This window comes from Bacillus sp. EB106-06-01-XG163 (assembly GCF_058791615.1).
This window is the reverse complement of the sequence record NZ_JBYTDS010000012.1, coordinates 48,803-63,742: the sequence shown is the minus strand read 5'-3', so window position 1 is coordinate 63,742 and position 14,940 is coordinate 48,803. Positions and strand designations below refer to the sequence as shown.

Genomic DNA, 14,940 nt, shown 5'->3' with positions numbered 1-14,940 from the left:
TGAGAGCCGTGAAAACAAATGATTATGTAAAATATATGACTGAGCAATTCGTTAAATATTTCGATACGCCGAAACAGGAACGGAGAGAGCGAAAAGAAGTGCGGAAAGAAAAGAAAGTGCCGGCTTCTCAGCACTGGTTCGGAATATTGCCGTATAGTTTTAAGCTGTGGATGCAGCGGAAAAAATAAAGTGAATCACACGAAAGGTCCTCCTGATACAGGAGGGCCTTATTGGTATTCCTCAATGACGGCAATTTTATTTACCTTTTGGCTGTAGGGATTAAAAGAAATCGTAACAAACACGCCAAATTCTTTTTCGCCATCCCGCAATGTCAAGTGGTATTGCTTGACTGCTTCGTCCGTTCTTTTCCGATCCCACACCTTTTGAATAAATAACGTTTGGGCGAGCGGATATCTTCTTTTAGCTTCCTTTTCTGCTAACTTTTCCCATTTTGATTTATGGTGAACAGCATAATAAGGCACCGTTTCCGCCTGAGCTGTTCCTGAAACCCCGAAAACAAGAAGAGAAAGGCAAATCAGACTTTGTTTGATCATCATTCTTCGTCCTTTCGCTGTATATACTTTCCATTTTGTTCTAGGCACCTCGTTATTTTCTCACGTTTTATTAGAAAAAATTCCAAAAAGGTGTGTAATTTGAAGCAAAACGCTGTTTTTAAAAGATACCATTCTCAAAAACGAACAATTTGACCGATTTTGACATTTTTCAAGACGATAATCCTTGATTATACTTTGTTCATACAGTTCTTTAAAGAGAACGGTTGTCATATTTATTAACAGTTTTACAGGGGGTAAGGCATGTTCCGATTGTTGCGAATGGAAAAAAAGGGCAAGGTGAGATGGCGGATGATGCTATTTTTACGGCTTTCGTTCATTTTTTGCCTGTCCGTGACGATATGTGCTCAGTTCACAGGTGATACAAGTTCCTCCTTCAATGATGTGAAAAGCTTCAGTCTCCGGGTTCAAACGTGCGGAGATTTTCAATATACGGATGACGATTGCCGTTATGACGAACGCTGGGATCAAAGTGATTTACATATAACAAATCAAACTGATACGTCAGGCACCGTGTGTGCGCCGCTTCAGCTCTATGCCGAGCTGGAGAATAAGGGAAAAGAGCGGACTGTTTCTGACTGGAAATGGGAGCTCCATAAAATTGCTTCTCAGCAGCAGCCTTTACGAAACGGCAATGTTGTGGATAAAGGGCTTATTACTGATAAAAAAAGCAAAACGATTTATAAAATTGAGTCAAAGCGGTCTTTGCAGCCGGGCATATACGCATTCAAGGTTTACAAGCCTGAAGGGTATCCGGCGGACGAAGAAAAATTTGAGTGGTCAAAACCGATGAAACTCGTCAAATGCCGGGAACAGGCGACCGTTTCCGATCTAAAGAAAACGGAGAAAGAGCCGGCTGAGCCGGTAAAAGAAAGCGGGGAAGAACATGAAAAAAACGCTGAAACTGATCAGTAATATTTTGTATGCCGTCATCTTCAGCTTGATTATTGTGCTGACGTTAACGGTGATTTCGACCCGGGCTTCCGGGGGTGAGCCGGCCATCTTCGGCTATACGCTGAAATCCGTGCTGTCGGGTTCAATGGACCCGGAATTTAAGACGGGTTCGCTCATAGCGGTAAAGAAAATTTCTGACGTGAATGACTTAGAAAAAGGGGATGTGATCACCTTTACGCAAGATGACGGAACAGCCGTCACACACAGAATAATCGGGATCACAAAAAAGGACGGGAACCTGCTGTTTGAGACAAAAGGGGACCATAATGCCGCCCCGGATGCCGCACCCGTTCAAGCTGAAAAAGTGGCGGCCCAGTATACGGGATATCAGCTTCCGTATGCCGGATATGTCATCCATTTGGCCAGCCAGCCGATCGGAACGGCGATTCTGTTAATCGTTCCCGGCGTCATGCTTTTGATTTACTCAATAACAGTCATTGTCAGCGCCCTCCGCGATATTGAGCGGAAAACGAAAGCGCTGGAAGAACATGCGAAAAAGGGAACCATCTCCACATGAATACGGTTGCAACCTGGCGACAGGATTTGATAACAAAAATAAAAAGTAAGGGGAGAGTACAAACATGGGTATGAAAAAGAAATTAAGCTTGGGCGTTGCCTCAGCCGCACTCGGTTTAGCATTAGTAGGAGGAGGCACATGGGCCGCATTTAATGATGTGAAGTCGACAGACGCTACATTTGCGTCAGGAACACTTGATTTATCGGCTAAAGAACAATCAGCCAATGTCAATTTGTCAAACTTAAAACCAGGTGATAAATTGACGAAAGATTTTGAATTCAGAAACAACGGTTCACTTGCCATTAAAGAAGTGCTGATGGCTTTGAATTTTACTGACTTTAAAGGAGCAAAGAAAGGAAATGAATCTGCGGAGGATTTCCTCAGCCAGTTTGAAATTACGGTTCTGACAGTCGGTAAAGAAGGGGGCAACGGCTATCCTAAAAATATCATTTTGAAGGCGGCCAGCCTGAAAGACTTATACTTAATGTCAACAAAACAGGATAAAGCAGCTGCCGAAGCGATCAGCAAGCACATTGATCCGAAATTCCTGAGTGAGAGCGGAAAAGTCAATGTAGCAACCATTAACGGCAAAACAGCTCCTGAGTACGACGGAGTTCCGAAAACGCCTGCTGATTATGACCAGGTGAGAATGGAAATCCAATTTAAAAATGACACCGCAAAAACTGCGGACGGATTAAGTGTGCAAAACAAGTTCCAAGGCAATGCGATTTCTCTTCAATTCTCTTTTGAAGCAACGCAATGGAACGGCTTGACCATTACGAAAGATCATACGGATAAAGACGGTTACGTCAAGGAAAATGAAAAGGCTCACAGTGAGGATAAAAACTAATCCGAAAGTCGGACAGTTAAAAGAGGAGTTGTGCACATATGGCGGCACTACTCCTCTTTTTGCGCTTTTCTCCATTTTTGATAATCTAAAAATTCACGAAATTGTTTTTTTGATACCCCGGATGTCATCGCATCGCGAACTAATTTCTCCCATTCACTATCTAATTGACCATCGTATTCGGTTTCATGTTTTTCATCAAGTAAAGTATGAACCGAGACGTCCAGAACAGCGGAGACTTTTTCGAGAAATTGAATGGAGGGGTTCGTCTGTAAATTTCGTTCTATTGAGCTTAAATAAGACTTCGCTACCCCAGCTTTTTCAGCTAGTTCTGATAGTGAGTAGCCTTTTTCTTTTCGGTATTGTTTAATACGCTGGCCAATCAATGTCATCACCTTCCTTGTGATATTATAGCACATTCAGAAAGGATTTACGGTATGACTTCTGGCTGCCTGGATATGTTGAGAAGACTTTTTATGCGAAAGCAGGTATTTGCGTATTTCTTCTAGGCTGATATTTGCTTTTTGGGCTTCTAATATCAGCTCAACCCATTCCTTATCTAATTGCGAAAATTCCATTTTTGCATTTTTCATGCATTTTCTCCTCCTAAAATACTTGTTTATGTATTTCAGCCAATCCGCCCATGACCTTATCTTTACATGTCTGGAAGTGATTCATCGCATGCGAAACGCCAGAAATTTTTTCTATATACTTTTATTATAATATAGAATTTCCAGAAAAAACGGGAAAGGTGTCGAATGGATAACGCTTATCCAGAAAAATTACTTTGCAGGAAAAATAAACCGCCGTTTTCAATCTGAATGTGAATGTTCGGCTGATATAAGGCTTTCAGCGCTTGTTTTTCCAAATGGTATTCCTCAGGTTTTTCCTCTGTCTGCTCATAAAACTGATCGAGCAGCCTGAGGTCCTTTTTCCATCTGGCGATCGCGCTGTCAGCCCAGTCTGACGGCTCTTTGGCGGCAGCGTCTTTTAAGTAATGCTCCATTCTTTTAATTCCGCTTTCCGGCTTAATCATCGGCGATATGGTAAAGCAATAGTCTGATATTTGCGAGGTCAGCGGAAGCGGTGCAAGCTTCTGCTGAAACCCTTCTATAATTGTTCCAGATACAAGATGCAGGCCTAAAGACAAAAGTCTGTCTTTTTTCATGTCGGATTGGTATGAAATCACTACATTTAATCCAAGCCAGGGCTGAAGCGGCACTCTGGCTCCGGCTGATACAATTTTCTCATATATTCTTGTAAATCTCCCATTTTGTTTAACTGCTTGAAAGATTTGAAAGAGGCGCGGGGCTCCAAAGTAAATAAATTCGCCGTCCATATCCTCCGGAGCCGTTTCTTTATCAGTGATGAACGTGATCTTCATCGGGTTCGGTTCGCCGCCCGTTTTTTCACGCCAATGCCAATAAAACGGGCGGTTCATAATTTGTTTGTCCATCTCGACCGTCAACTGAACCGTCATAAAACCCGGCCCGTGTTCTGTAATCGGACAGTGGTTCGCTTCAAAAAAGCGCAGTAAAAATTCGTGAACCTCCTGCTGTCTCATGTCGCGCTTCCTCCTTTTAGATTAAGATCCTTTTTTTCTGGCGGGCTTTTCCGTACCGTACGACAGAAAAGAGGTGAGATTGTCCATTTTGATTCTCATTTCTTCCTCTGTCAGCGAATGGCATAAAATATCATGCAAATGGTCTTCAAAATTGCTCACTTTGATTTTTGTTAAGATGTCATCTAATTCTCCGACGACATTTTCAAATAAATGAATTTTGTCATACAGAAGTTTTAAGATATGCTCTTCCACCGTATGTTTTGTCGCCATATTGTAGATATGGACATCTCTTTCCTGACCGAGTCTGTGAATCCTTCCGATTCTTTGTTCAAGCCGCATCGGGTTCCACGGGAGGTCATAATTGATAATATGGTTGCAGAATTGCAGGTTGATCCCTTCGCCTCCGGCTTCTGTAGCGATCAGCACCTGCACTTTGCCGCGGAAGAGATCCTTCATCCAGTCTTTTTTTCCGCGTTTAAATCCGCCTCTGAACGGAACGGAGCTTATGCCGTTCTGCTGAAGGAACCATTGCAGGTAAATCTGTGTCGCCCTGTATTCAGTAAAAATAATGACTTTATCATTAATCTTTTGGATCAAGTCAACAACTTGAATCGCTTTTGAGTTTTGCGTGACTTGATTGATGCGGTCCATTAAATTAGCGATCGTCTGATCATCGAATGCGGGCGCTTGTTTGTCTTTTTGGTCAAGCATTTTTTTGAGCGTCATATACACGGCTTCCCTGCTTGAACAGCATTCTCTTTGCAGCGTCATAATGGAAAATGCGCTTGCGGGCTTTTCCGTGCCGTTTTTCAGTGCGACGATGTCATCGTAAAGCGCCTGTTCCGTCGGTGAAAAGGTGATCGGCACTGTTTCCACGTGGCGCTTCGTCCACGTAAGGCCGGTGTCGCTCCGCGTGTTGCGGATCATCACCTTATTGACGAGCTCTTTCAAATGCTCATGAGCGTCAATCCCGTCCTTCTGATTGAAGGTTTCTTGAAATCCGCTTTCGTTTCCTAAATGGCCGGGCTTTAACAGTGACACTAAATTGAAGATTTCTTCGATCCGGTTTTGAATCGGCGTTGCCGTCAAAAGCAGGCAGTATTTCTTCACAAGACTTCTCGCAAATTCATAATTTTTCGTTTTGCTGTTTTTGAGCTTGTGCGCCTCGTCAATAATGACGAGATCATACGGAATAGAAAGGACAATGTCTTTGTGAGGCGAGCGTTTGGCCGTATCAATAGAAGAAACGACGATATCGCACTGTTCCCACACATAGCTTTTCTTCTGTTCAACAGCGGGTATTAAAAACTTCTCCTGAAGTTCTTTCACCCACTGGGAAACGAGTGATGCCGGCACAAGAATCAGGATTTTTTTGGCCAGCCCGCGAATCATATATTCTTTTAAAATCAGGCCCGCTTCCACCGTTTTTCCGAGCCCCACTTCATCAGCCAAAATCGCCTTGCCGTTCATTTTTTCAACGACTTTCTGCGCGACCTCAAGCTGATGGGGAAGCGGAGTGAAATCGGGCAGGTATAAAGGAGCCCTCAATCCTTCAAATTCAGGAATGGCAAGGGTCTGCTGGACTTCAGCCGACAGTTTGTACATCTCCCAATTTGACCAGGGACCGTCCGTTTTCAGCCGCTCAGAAAACTCTCCCGGCCAGTTTGCATCAAATATGATCTCTGCTGTCATATGTAACAAAACCGCCTTTCTTTTAAAAAACTGATTTATCATAATTTTTGTTGCCGGACGTAAATGAGGGTGGTAGGATATAAGTAATGATTTCACTAAAAGATATTGCTTTAGTATGTCCATAAAATTGGTAAATATGAGCGAATGACAGCAAGGGGAGAGACTCGGACGAAAGATGGGCGTCCGGGCGCCGAAGGAGCAAACTGCGGAGTGAATCTCTCAGGCAAAAGAACTCTTGCTCGACGCAACTCTGGAGAGTGTCTGCACTTAGAAGCAGCAGACCACCAAAGGGGACGTCTTTATGATATGTTCATAAAGTAAACTTTCAGGTGCCGGGACAGAGAAACCTTCATTTTCATGAGGTGTTTCTCTGTCCTTTTTTATATGTTTTTACCATGCGCCAATGACTGAAGGGGGAAGATGATGCTGAAACGAACACCGCTTTATGACGTGTATAAAGAATACGGCGGAAAAACGATTGATTTTGGAGGATGGGAGCTGCCGGTTCAATTTTCTTCTATTAAAGAGGAGCATGAAGCCGTCCGCACAAAAGCGGGCCTGTTTGATGTGTCCCATATGGGGGAAGTTGAAGTATCCGGTAAAGACGCCCTGTCTTTTCTGCAAAAAATGATGACAAATGACGTTGCCGATTTAAAGCCGGGAAACGCGCTCTATACCGCCATGTGTTATCCTGACGGCGGTACGGTGGATGACTTGCTGATCTATCAGAAAAGCGAGAGCTGCTATCTGCTCGTGATTAACGCGTCTAATATTGAAAAAGACATCGCCTGGCTGACGGAACATGCGGAAGGCGATGTCACGCTGACGAATCAGTCTGACGGGATTTCACTGCTTGCTGTTCAGGGGCCGAATGCTCAGTCGGTTCTTACGAAGCTGACTGAATGTGATTTGTCCTCCTTAAAGCCGTTTACATTTATTGATGGGGCGGACGTTGCCGGACGACAAGTCCTGCTTTCAAGAACAGGCTATACCGGTGAAGACGGATTTGAGTTATATTGCCGCAATGAAGATGCGGTTCATCTATTTAAGGAGATACTTGCAGCGGGAGAGCATGAAGGCCTCGTTCCGTGCGGCCTCGGCGCCCGTGATACGCTGAGATTTGAAGCGAAGCTTGCTTTATACGGTCAGGAATTGACGAAAGATATTACACCGATTGAAGCCGGAATCGGATTTGCCGTGAAACACAAGAAAGATTCCGATTTTTTCGGGAAGTCTGTATTGCGCGAACAGAAAGAAAAAGGAGCCCCGCGAAAGCTGGTCGGACTTGAGATGATTGAAAAAGGGATTCCGAGACACGGGTACGCCGTGAAAAAAGACGGTGTTCCGATCGGTGAAGTCACGACAGGCACGCAATCTCCGACTTTAAAGAAAAATATCGGCCTTGCCTTAATCAAAACGGAATTCAGTGAAGTCGGAACGGAAGTAGAAGTGGAAATCCGTAAAAAAACGGTAAAAGCGAAGATTGTCCGAACACCGTTTTATAAACGTCCAAAACAGAGCTGAAAAAGGAGAGTCATATGAAGCATCGATATTTGCCCGCGACAGAACAGGATAAAAAAGAAATGCTGAAAGCCATCGGCGCAGAAACAATTGATGAACTGTTTGCCGATATTCCGGAAAATGTACGGTTTCAAAAAGACTACCAAATTAAAAAAGCAAAATCAGAAACAGAGCTGACGAGAGAGCTGACAAAGCTTGCGGCGAAAAATAAAGACGCTGTTACATATGCATCTTTTCTAGGCGCAGGAGTGTACGATCACTACCAGCCGGTTATCGTCGATCATGTGATATCCCGATCAGAGTTTTACACGGCATATACGCCTTACCAGCCTGAAATCTCACAAGGAGAGCTGCAGGCGATTTTTGAATTTCAAACGATGATCTGTGAATTAACGGGAATGGATATCGCAAACTCCTCTATGTACGACGGGGGAACGGCGCTGGCGGAAGCGGCGATGCTTGCGTCGGGACATACGAAAAAGAAAAAAATCGTTATTTCCGCAGCCGTTCATCCGGAATCGCGGGATGTTTTGAAAACATACGCAAAGGGCCAATATATTGAGGTTGTAGAGGTGCCTGCGAAAAACGGTGTCACAGATCTTGAAGCATTGGAACATGCCGTTTGTGATGAAACGGCCGCCGTGATCGTCCAGTATCCGAACTTCTTCGGACAAATCGAGCCGTTAAAGGACATTGAGCCGCTCGCACATAAAGGAAACAGCCAGCTGATTGTTTCTTCAAACCCGCTCGCGCTCGGTATTTTGAGACCGCCCGGGGCATACGGAGCTGATATCGTCGTCGGGGACGCGCAGCCTTTCGGCATACCTGCGGCGTTCGGCGGCCCGCACTGCGGCTATTTTGCAGTAACGAAAAAACTGATGAGAAAGGTGCCGGGCCGGCTTGTCGGCCAAACGGAGGATGAAAACGGGCGAAGAGGTTTTGTTCTCACTCTTCAGGCGCGCGAGCAGCATATCAGAAGAGACAAAGCCACGTCTAACATTTGTTCAAATCAGGCGCTGAATGCTTTAGCGGCTTCAGTCGCGATGACGGCGCTCGGAAAAAACGGCGTCAAAGACATGGCCCGCCAAAATATATTGAAAGCTGATTACGCGAGACGCCAAGCGGAAAAAGCAGGCTTGCACGTAGCATTTGACGGCCCGATATTTAATGAATTTGCCGTCAGGCTGAATCTTCCCGTCAAGGAAGCAAACCGACGGCTTCTGCAAGACGGCATAATCGGCGGATATGACTTAGGCCTTGCGTATCCGGAACTGAATCAGCATATGCTCATTGCCGTCACAGAGCTGAGAACAAAAGAAGAGATCGATTCGCTTATTGCGGGATTGGGGGATCAACATGAATAATCAAGATCAGGCGCTTATTTTTGAAATGTCCCGCGAAGGGCGTATCGGTTACAGCCTTCCGGAGCTTGATGTGCCGGAAACAGAGCTTGAAAGCCTTCTTCCCGGTGACTATATCCGCGATGAAGACGCAAAGCTGCCGGAAGTATCAGAGCTCGATATTATGCGGCATTATACCGCTCTTTCTAAGAGGAACCACGGAGTTGATTCAGGCTTTTATCCGCTCGGCTCCTGTACGATGAAATACAATCCGAAATTAAATGAAAAAATTGCCCGGATCGCAGGTTTTTCCGCTATTCATCCGCTTCAGGACGAGGACACGGTTCAGGGGGCGCTTGAGCTTTTATACGATTTAAGCGGACACTTGGAGGAGATTACGGGCATGGACGAGGTGACGCTGCAGCCTGCGGCGGGCGCTCACGGCGAATGGACCGGCCTGATGATGATCCGCGCCTATCACGAAGCGCGGGGAGACTTCGGACGGACGAAGGTGATTGTCCCTGATTCAGCCCACGGTACGAATCCGGCATCAGCCACGGTCGCCGGTTTTGAAACGATTACCGTCAAGTCAAATGAGCACGGGCTGGTTGACATTGAAGATTTGAAAAGAGCGGTAAACGAAGAAACAGCGGCGCTGATGCTGACGAATCCGAACACCCTCGGGTTATTTGAGGAAAACATTACGGAAATGGCTGAAATCGTCCATCAGGCCGGCGGAAAGCTTTATTATGACGGAGCGAATTTAAATGCCGTGTTAAGTAAAGCAAGACCGGGAGATATGGGATTTGACGTCGTTCACCTTAATCTGCATAAAACATTTACCGGGCCGCACGGCGGGGGAGGACCGGGCTCAGGTCCGGTCGGAGTGAAAAAAGAATTCATTCCATATCTGCCGAAACCCGTTCTCACGAAAAAAGAGGGGCGTTTGACTTTTGACTATGACCGGCCGCAGTCGATCGGGCGTGTAAAACCTTATTACGGCAACTTCGGCATTAATGTCAGAGCCTACACGTATATCCGGTCCATGGGGCCTGACGGCTTAAAAGCTGTGACCGAAAACGCGGTTTTAAATGCAAATTATATGATGAGAAGACTCGCGCCTTATTATGATCTCCCGTATGACCGTCATTGCAAGCATGAATTTGTGTTATCGGGAAGAAGGCAGAAAAAGCTCGGCGTACGAACGCTTGATATTGCCAAACGGCTTTTGGATTTCGGCTATCATCCGCCGACTGTGTATTTTCCTCTCAATGTTGAAGAAAGCATCATGATCGAACCGACGGAAACGGAATCAAAGGAAACGCTAGATGCGTTTATAGATGCCATGATTCAAATTGCGCGGGAAGCGGAGGAATCGCCTGAAATCGTTCAGGAAGCGCCGCATACAACAGTTGTCAAAAGAATGGATGAAACCAAGGCGGCAAGAAAGCCCGTTTTAAAATACGAACGTACACTTGACGGCATCCGCTGACACGGTGTAAAAAAAAGAGCTGTCCGTTTTATACGGAAGCTCTTTTTTATGATTAGTTTTTTGCTTTAATTTTTCCGCCCCATTTTTTAAATCCGCCTTTCAGGTTGTAAATATCTTTACAGCCGTGTTTGCGGAGCGTCTGTGCCGCGCGTCCGCTGCGGACATTGTTTTGGCAGTACAGATAAACGGGTTTATCAGGACGGATTTCACTTTTGCGCTGTTTCAGCTGTGACAGCGGAATGTTGCGCGCGCCGAGAATATGGCCGCCTTCAAATTCATTCGGTTCACGGACGTCAATCAGCTGCGCTTTTCTGTAGCCCGCGCGGAATTCCTCTTCCGTAAGTGTTTTCATTAAACGCTGCTGGTAAAAATACGACACGATCATATAAACGATAAACGCAGCAACAATAATTAAAGCAATCATATTAGACAATGCGATTCTACTCCTTTAACTTATAAAATCAAAACCCTGCTTCCTGAAAACAAGGCTTACCGGACGTTTTGGGACAAATACTATTATAGTAAAGCATGAAGCGATTGTCATCCTTAATGAAACGAAATATTTTTCATTTTCAAGGCAGTTTGTTAAACTGATTTTATTAAAACGATAAAGAAGGGTTCAGTGTATGGAAAAAGAAACATGGCGGTTTATTGACTCAGGGAATGAAAGCCCGGCATTTAACATGGCGCTGGATGAAGCGCTTTTATATTGGCACAGCCAAAAAAAAATTCCACCGGTGATCCGTTTTTACGGCTGGAATCCGGCAACTTTGTCTGTCGGGTATTTTCAAAATATTAAGAAGGAAATTAACTTTGATGCAGTACATAAACACGGCCTCGGGTTTGTCAGAAGACCGACAGGCGGACGGGGTGTTCTGCATGATAAAGAATTGACATACAGCGTAATCGTTTCAGAGGATCACCCGGAAATGCCGGCCACGGTGACAGAGGCGTACCGGGTGATTTCAGAAGGTATTCTGCAGGGATTCAGAAACCTTGGACTTGATGCCTGCTTTGCGATTCCGCGAACGGAGAAAGAAAAAGAAAGCTTGAAAAATCCGCGCTCGTCCGTCTGCTTTGATGCGCCTTCGTGGTATGAACTGGTCGTCGAAGGACGGAAAGTTGCCGGAAGCGCACAGACACGCCAAAAAGGCGTCATTCTTCAGCACGGTTCCATCCTGCTTGACATTGATGAGGATAAGCTGTTTGATCTGTTTTTATATCCGAGCGACAGAGTCCGTGAACGCATGCAGCGGAATTTCAAAAACAAAGCGGTAGCCATCAACGCCTTAGCGCCGAAACGGGTAACGATGGATGAGGCCAGAATCGCTTTTAAAGCCGGTTTTGAGGAAGGGCTGAACATACATCTTGAGCCCTACACACTCACGTCTGAAGAGCTTGCATTTGTCAATGAGCTGGCTGAGACGAAATACGCGTCCGATGAATGGAATTATAAGCGCTGATAAGGCTTGACAGACCGGAAGCATCCTTGTTTTTTCATGACCGTTAGTGTAAACTTGTAATGGTTTATAAAGTTAAGGTGCTTTTTGGGAGGGTTACTTATGACAACACCAAGTATGGAAGATTATATTGAACAGATTTATATGCTGATAGAAGAAAAAGGATATGCACGGGTTTCTGATATCGCGGAAGCTTTGGCAGTCCACCCCTCCTCTGTAACGAAAATGGTTCAAAAACTAGATAAAGACGAGTATTTGATTTATGAAAAATATCGCGGGCTCGTATTGACGTCAAAAGGCAAAAAGATCGGCAAACGGCTCGTATACAGACACGAATTGCTTGAGCAGTTTTTAAGAATCATTGGTGTTGATGAAGAGAAGATTTACAATGATGTTGAAGGAATCGAACATCATCTGAGCTGGAACAGCATTGACCGCATCGGCGACCTCGTTCAGTATTTTGAAGATGACGAAAGCCGGAAAAAAGAATTGAAATCCGTACAGAAAAAAACCGAAAATCCCGGTGAATAAAGGGCAGCCCGAAATGGGGCGCCCTTTTTTTAATGTCTTCATTCTTTGGTCTATTTCGCCCAGCCGTTTCTTAAAATAATAATACACCTTGAGATGGAAGGGAGAGGGCGCGCTATGCAGATTGACGGCGTATTTTCGGGCGGGGGGATAAAAGGGGTGGCGCTTGCCGGCGCTTATGAAGCGCTGGAAGAAAAGGGCTTTCGCTTTGAAAGGCTCGCCGGAACAAGCGCCGGCGCAATTATTGCCGCATTTATCGCTGCGGGCTATACGAGCAGAGAGGTTCATTCCATCATAGATGAGGTGGACGGAAGGCAATTGCTTGATCAGAGATACTCATTCCTCCCGCTGAAAATCCTGCGGTGGGTGTCGATATATTGGCGCCTCGGACTATACAGAGGCGATATGCTGGAAAAATGGATTGCGGATAAATTAAAAGCGAAGGGCATCATCGCGTTCGGCGATTTGAAAAAAGGCTCGCTCCGTCTCATCGCTTCAGATCTGACGAACGGAACGATGATCGTGCTTCCTGACGATCTTCCCCGCTACGGATTAAATCCGGAGATGTTCCCGGTTGCCAGAGCCGTCAGAATGAGCTGCAGCATTCCTTATTTTTTTGAACCGATAAAACTGAAGACAGAAAAAGGCAGCTCAACGGTTGTTGACGGCGGCGTGTTAAGCAATTTCCCGATTTGGCTGTATTCAAAAGAACGCAAACGGCCGGTCATCGGAATTTCGCTTTCGCCAAACGAAAAAGAGCGCCCGAAAAAATCAATCCGCAACGCTTTTGAGCTGTTCGGGGCTTTGTTTGAAACGATGAAAGACGCTCATGATGCCAGGCATATCGCGACAAAGTACGAACAGAATATTATTTTTATTCCGGTGGAACATGTGATGGCGACGGAGTTTCATCTCACACCGCAAAAAAAACTAGCTCTCATTGAGCTAGGAAAAAGCAGAACAGAGCAATTTTTGAAGCAATGGAGCTATTAAAAAAGCGCTCTGTTTTTCTTTTTATTCTTTTTGCCTTCTATGACGGTAAGCTGGGTCTGGCTTTTTTTCTTAAGAATCATCGGCTTCGGTCTGCTGCTGCTCGGCACGCTCCGCAAATGGCTGACCCGGCCTCTGTGTCCGGCGCGGTGCTTCGCTTTTTGCTCCTTCATTCGGAGCCGCGATTGTCTGGCCGCTTTTCTGAAAGCGGTTCCGTCACGGCCGGTGCGGCGGTTCAGGACCGTCCTCACGATAAAATAAATTATGATGCCTGCGATAATAACGGTGATCGCTCTTGAAATCATCTGCCCGGGGTTGGTTACCGCCGCATAAATGAAACCGAATGCGCCAAGCGCTATCAATACAGCAAAAAAAGGTTGTACACGATGATTCATAACTGCCCACCTCCAAAATAATAACGGTAACTGTTCAGATTACGTTGTGAGACGGTTTTTCGCTCTGTTCTGAAATGTCTTCCAGTCTGAGAAGCTCGTTAAAGCTTTCTATGGCAACCTCGACCTGGTCATCCGCCGGTTCCTTTGTCGTTAAAAGCTGCAGCCACAGGCCGGGATAACCGAGCACTTTCAAAACGGGGATATTCCGCACTCTGTTCGTCAGCTGGAGCACTTCAAAGGAGATGCCGAGAACGACCGGTATAAGCGCAATCCTGTCTAAAATCCGCACCCAAAGCGGATCTGTCGGAACGAGTAAATAGATGAACATGCCGACAATGATCGTAAATAAAATAAAGCTTGAACCGCAACGGTAATGAAGCCGTGACTGTTTCTGAACATTTTCTATTGTAATTGGCAAATTCTGTTCATAACAGTTTATGACCTTATGTTCGGCTCCATGATATTGAAACACTCTTTTAATTAACGGCGTCATTGATAAAAAATAAATGTAGCCGAGAAGCAGAATAAGCTTAAACAGACTTTCGATTCCGATCTGCGCGGCGTCTGAGGAAAATACGGGCCTTACAAGCTCCGCTAAGAAGACCGGGACGAGCGTAAAAACGAATTTGCTGAACAAAAACGACAGAACGCCGATCACCGCCAGGCTGAAAAACATCGATAAGCCCGAACCTTTCTTATCTTCCTGCTCCAGCTTTGCGTCATCTTGAGGATCAAGCCCGTAACGTTCGCTGGAAAAGTTTAAATGCTTTGTGCCGTTGGCGCTCGCCTCAATGATGGCGACGATTCCCCGCAAAAAAGGAATCTTTTTTAAAGCCGAAAGCTTGGCGTTCGGCACTCTCGGAAGCTTGAAAAAATCAATGCTTCCGTCATTCCTGCGGATGGCGGTAACATAATTTTTTCTGCCGCCGAACATGACCCCTTCAACGACAGCCTGCCCGCCGTAAGCAGGGGGCGTTTTTTGTTTGGACATTGTTTATCAACCTGCCTGTTTTTTTAGGATTTACTAACCATTTCCTTTCACTCTATTGTACAGGAAACCGCGGTAAA

The 14,940-nt window shown here is 45.4% G+C and carries 18 protein-coding genes and 1 riboswitch; of the genes, 10 read left to right on the top strand and 8 right to left on the bottom strand.

Annotation, left to right across the window (positions count from 1 at the left end; translation table 11 throughout):
• Positions 1 to 8: 8 nt before the first annotated feature.
• Positions 9 to 188 (top strand): YqzE family protein, encoded by a 180-nt coding sequence (locus AC3WTF_RS14450; RefSeq protein ID WP_003153093.1) that lies wholly within the window; start codon positions 9 to 11, stop codon positions 186 to 188.
• A gap of 39 nt (positions 189 to 227) precedes the next feature.
• On the opposite strand, the gene AC3WTF_RS14445 is transcribed toward AC3WTF_RS14450, so the two are convergent.
• On the bottom strand, positions 228 to 557 hold the full coding sequence (locus AC3WTF_RS14445; RefSeq protein ID WP_047935954.1) for a DUF3889 domain-containing protein: 330 nt from the start codon (positions 555 to 557) through the stop codon (positions 228 to 230).
• Between the two features lie 258 nt (positions 558 to 815).
• On the opposite strand from AC3WTF_RS14445, the gene tapA reads away from it, so the two are divergent.
• The 3 genes from tapA to tasA all read left to right on the top strand — a co-directional run bounded on the left by tapA (position 816) and on the right by tasA (position 2,893).
• Positions 816 to 1,487 carry an amyloid fiber anchoring/assembly protein TapA gene (tapA, locus tag AC3WTF_RS14440; RefSeq protein ID WP_047935952.1) on the top strand — a complete coding sequence of 224 codons (672 nt, stop codon included), beginning with the start codon at positions 816 to 818 and terminating at the stop codon, positions 1,485 to 1,487.
• Positions 1,459 to 2,043: a signal peptidase I SipW gene (sipW, locus tag AC3WTF_RS14435; protein WP_015240205.1), complete on the top strand. Its 585-nt coding sequence runs from the start codon at positions 1,459 to 1,461 to the stop codon at positions 2,041 to 2,043. The genes tapA and sipW overlap by 29 nt, the downstream gene beginning before the upstream one ends.
• Before the next feature lie 64 nt (positions 2,044 to 2,107).
• A complete protein-coding gene (gene tasA, locus AC3WTF_RS14430) occupies positions 2,108 to 2,893 on the top strand; it encodes a biofilm matrix protein TasA (protein ID WP_007408329.1) in 786 nt (261 codons plus the stop codon).
• A 47-nt stretch (positions 2,894 to 2,940) separates the two neighbouring features.
• Here the strand turns inward: tasA and sinR are convergent, their stop codons facing one another.
• The 4 genes from sinR to AC3WTF_RS14410 form a co-directional block, all read right to left on the bottom strand.
• On the bottom strand, positions 2,941 to 3,276 hold the full coding sequence (sinR, locus tag AC3WTF_RS14425) for a transcriptional regulator SinR (protein ID WP_003153104.1): 336 nt from the start codon (positions 3,274 to 3,276) through the stop codon (positions 2,941 to 2,943).
• A 33-nt stretch (positions 3,277 to 3,309) separates the two neighbouring features.
• A complete protein-coding gene (gene sinI, locus AC3WTF_RS14420) occupies positions 3,310 to 3,483 on the bottom strand; it encodes an anti-repressor SinI (protein ID WP_003153105.1) in 174 nt (57 codons plus the stop codon).
• Positions 3,484 to 3,659: 176 nt separating this feature from the next.
• On the bottom strand, positions 3,660 to 4,454 hold the full coding sequence (locus tag AC3WTF_RS14415; RefSeq protein ID WP_007408330.1) for a YqhG family protein: 795 nt from the start codon (positions 4,452 to 4,454) through the stop codon (positions 3,660 to 3,662).
• Between the two features lie 21 nt (positions 4,455 to 4,475).
• Positions 4,476 to 6,146 (bottom strand): DEAD/DEAH box helicase, encoded by a 1,671-nt coding sequence (locus AC3WTF_RS14410; RefSeq protein ID WP_007408331.1) that lies wholly within the window; start codon positions 6,144 to 6,146, stop codon positions 4,476 to 4,478.
• 144 nt (positions 6,147 to 6,290) lie between these two features.
• A riboswitch (glycine riboswitch) is annotated at positions 6,291 to 6,391 on the top strand.
• A 178-nt stretch (positions 6,392 to 6,569) separates the two neighbouring features.
• Between AC3WTF_RS14410 and gcvT the strand changes: the two genes are divergently transcribed.
• Genes gcvT through gcvPB form a run of 3 tightly spaced genes read left to right on the top strand, consistent with a single transcriptional unit; the run spans position 6,570 to position 10,499 of the window.
• Complete coding sequence (gcvT, locus tag AC3WTF_RS14405; protein ID WP_025284994.1) at positions 6,570 to 7,670, top strand: glycine cleavage system aminomethyltransferase GcvT; 1,101 nt, start codon at positions 6,570 to 6,572, stop codon at positions 7,668 to 7,670.
• 14 nt (positions 7,671 to 7,684) lie between these two features.
• Positions 7,685 to 9,031 carry an aminomethyl-transferring glycine dehydrogenase subunit GcvPA gene (gene gcvPA, locus AC3WTF_RS14400; protein ID WP_007408333.1) on the top strand — a complete coding sequence of 449 codons (1,347 nt, stop codon included), beginning with the start codon at positions 7,685 to 7,687 and terminating at the stop codon, positions 9,029 to 9,031.
• Complete coding sequence (gene gcvPB / locus AC3WTF_RS14395; RefSeq protein ID WP_015417807.1) at positions 9,024 to 10,499, top strand: aminomethyl-transferring glycine dehydrogenase subunit GcvPB; 1,476 nt, start codon at positions 9,024 to 9,026, stop codon at positions 10,497 to 10,499. Before gcvPA ends, gcvPB begins: the two co-directional genes overlap by 8 nt.
• A 52-nt stretch (positions 10,500 to 10,551) precedes the next feature.
• Here the strand turns inward: gcvPB and AC3WTF_RS14390 are convergent, their stop codons facing one another.
• Positions 10,552 to 10,932: a rhodanese-like domain-containing protein gene (locus AC3WTF_RS14390; RefSeq protein WP_007408335.1), complete on the bottom strand. Its 381-nt coding sequence runs from the start codon at positions 10,930 to 10,932 to the stop codon at positions 10,552 to 10,554.
• Positions 10,933 to 11,125: 193 nt separating this feature from the next.
• On the opposite strand from AC3WTF_RS14390, the gene AC3WTF_RS14385 reads away from it, so the two are divergent.
• The 3 genes from AC3WTF_RS14385 to AC3WTF_RS14375 all read left to right on the top strand — a co-directional run bounded on the left by AC3WTF_RS14385 (position 11,126) and on the right by AC3WTF_RS14375 (position 13,480).
• Entirely contained in the window at positions 11,126 to 11,962 is an 837-nt protein-coding gene (locus AC3WTF_RS14385) for a lipoate--protein ligase family protein (RefSeq protein ID WP_003153114.1), read from the top strand.
• Between the two features lie 99 nt (positions 11,963 to 12,061).
• Positions 12,062 to 12,490: a transcriptional regulator MntR gene (gene mntR, locus AC3WTF_RS14380; RefSeq protein WP_007408338.1), complete on the top strand. Its 429-nt coding sequence runs from the start codon at positions 12,062 to 12,064 to the stop codon at positions 12,488 to 12,490.
• A 114-nt stretch (positions 12,491 to 12,604) separates the two neighbouring features.
• Positions 12,605 to 13,480, top strand: coding sequence for a patatin-like phospholipase family protein (locus AC3WTF_RS14375; protein WP_032870606.1), 876 nt, complete (start codon positions 12,605 to 12,607; stop codon positions 13,478 to 13,480).
• On the opposite strand, the gene AC3WTF_RS14370 is transcribed toward AC3WTF_RS14375, so the two are convergent.
• Entirely contained in the window at positions 13,477 to 13,872 is a 396-nt protein-coding gene (locus AC3WTF_RS14370) for an SA1362 family protein (protein ID WP_007408340.1), read from the bottom strand. The genes AC3WTF_RS14375 and AC3WTF_RS14370 overlap by 4 nt on opposite strands.
• 34 nt (positions 13,873 to 13,906) lie before the next feature.
• Positions 13,907 to 14,863 (bottom strand): DUF1385 domain-containing protein, encoded by a 957-nt coding sequence (locus AC3WTF_RS14365; RefSeq protein ID WP_007408341.1) that lies wholly within the window; start codon positions 14,861 to 14,863, stop codon positions 13,907 to 13,909.
• Positions 14,864 to 14,940: the final 77 nt, after the last annotated feature.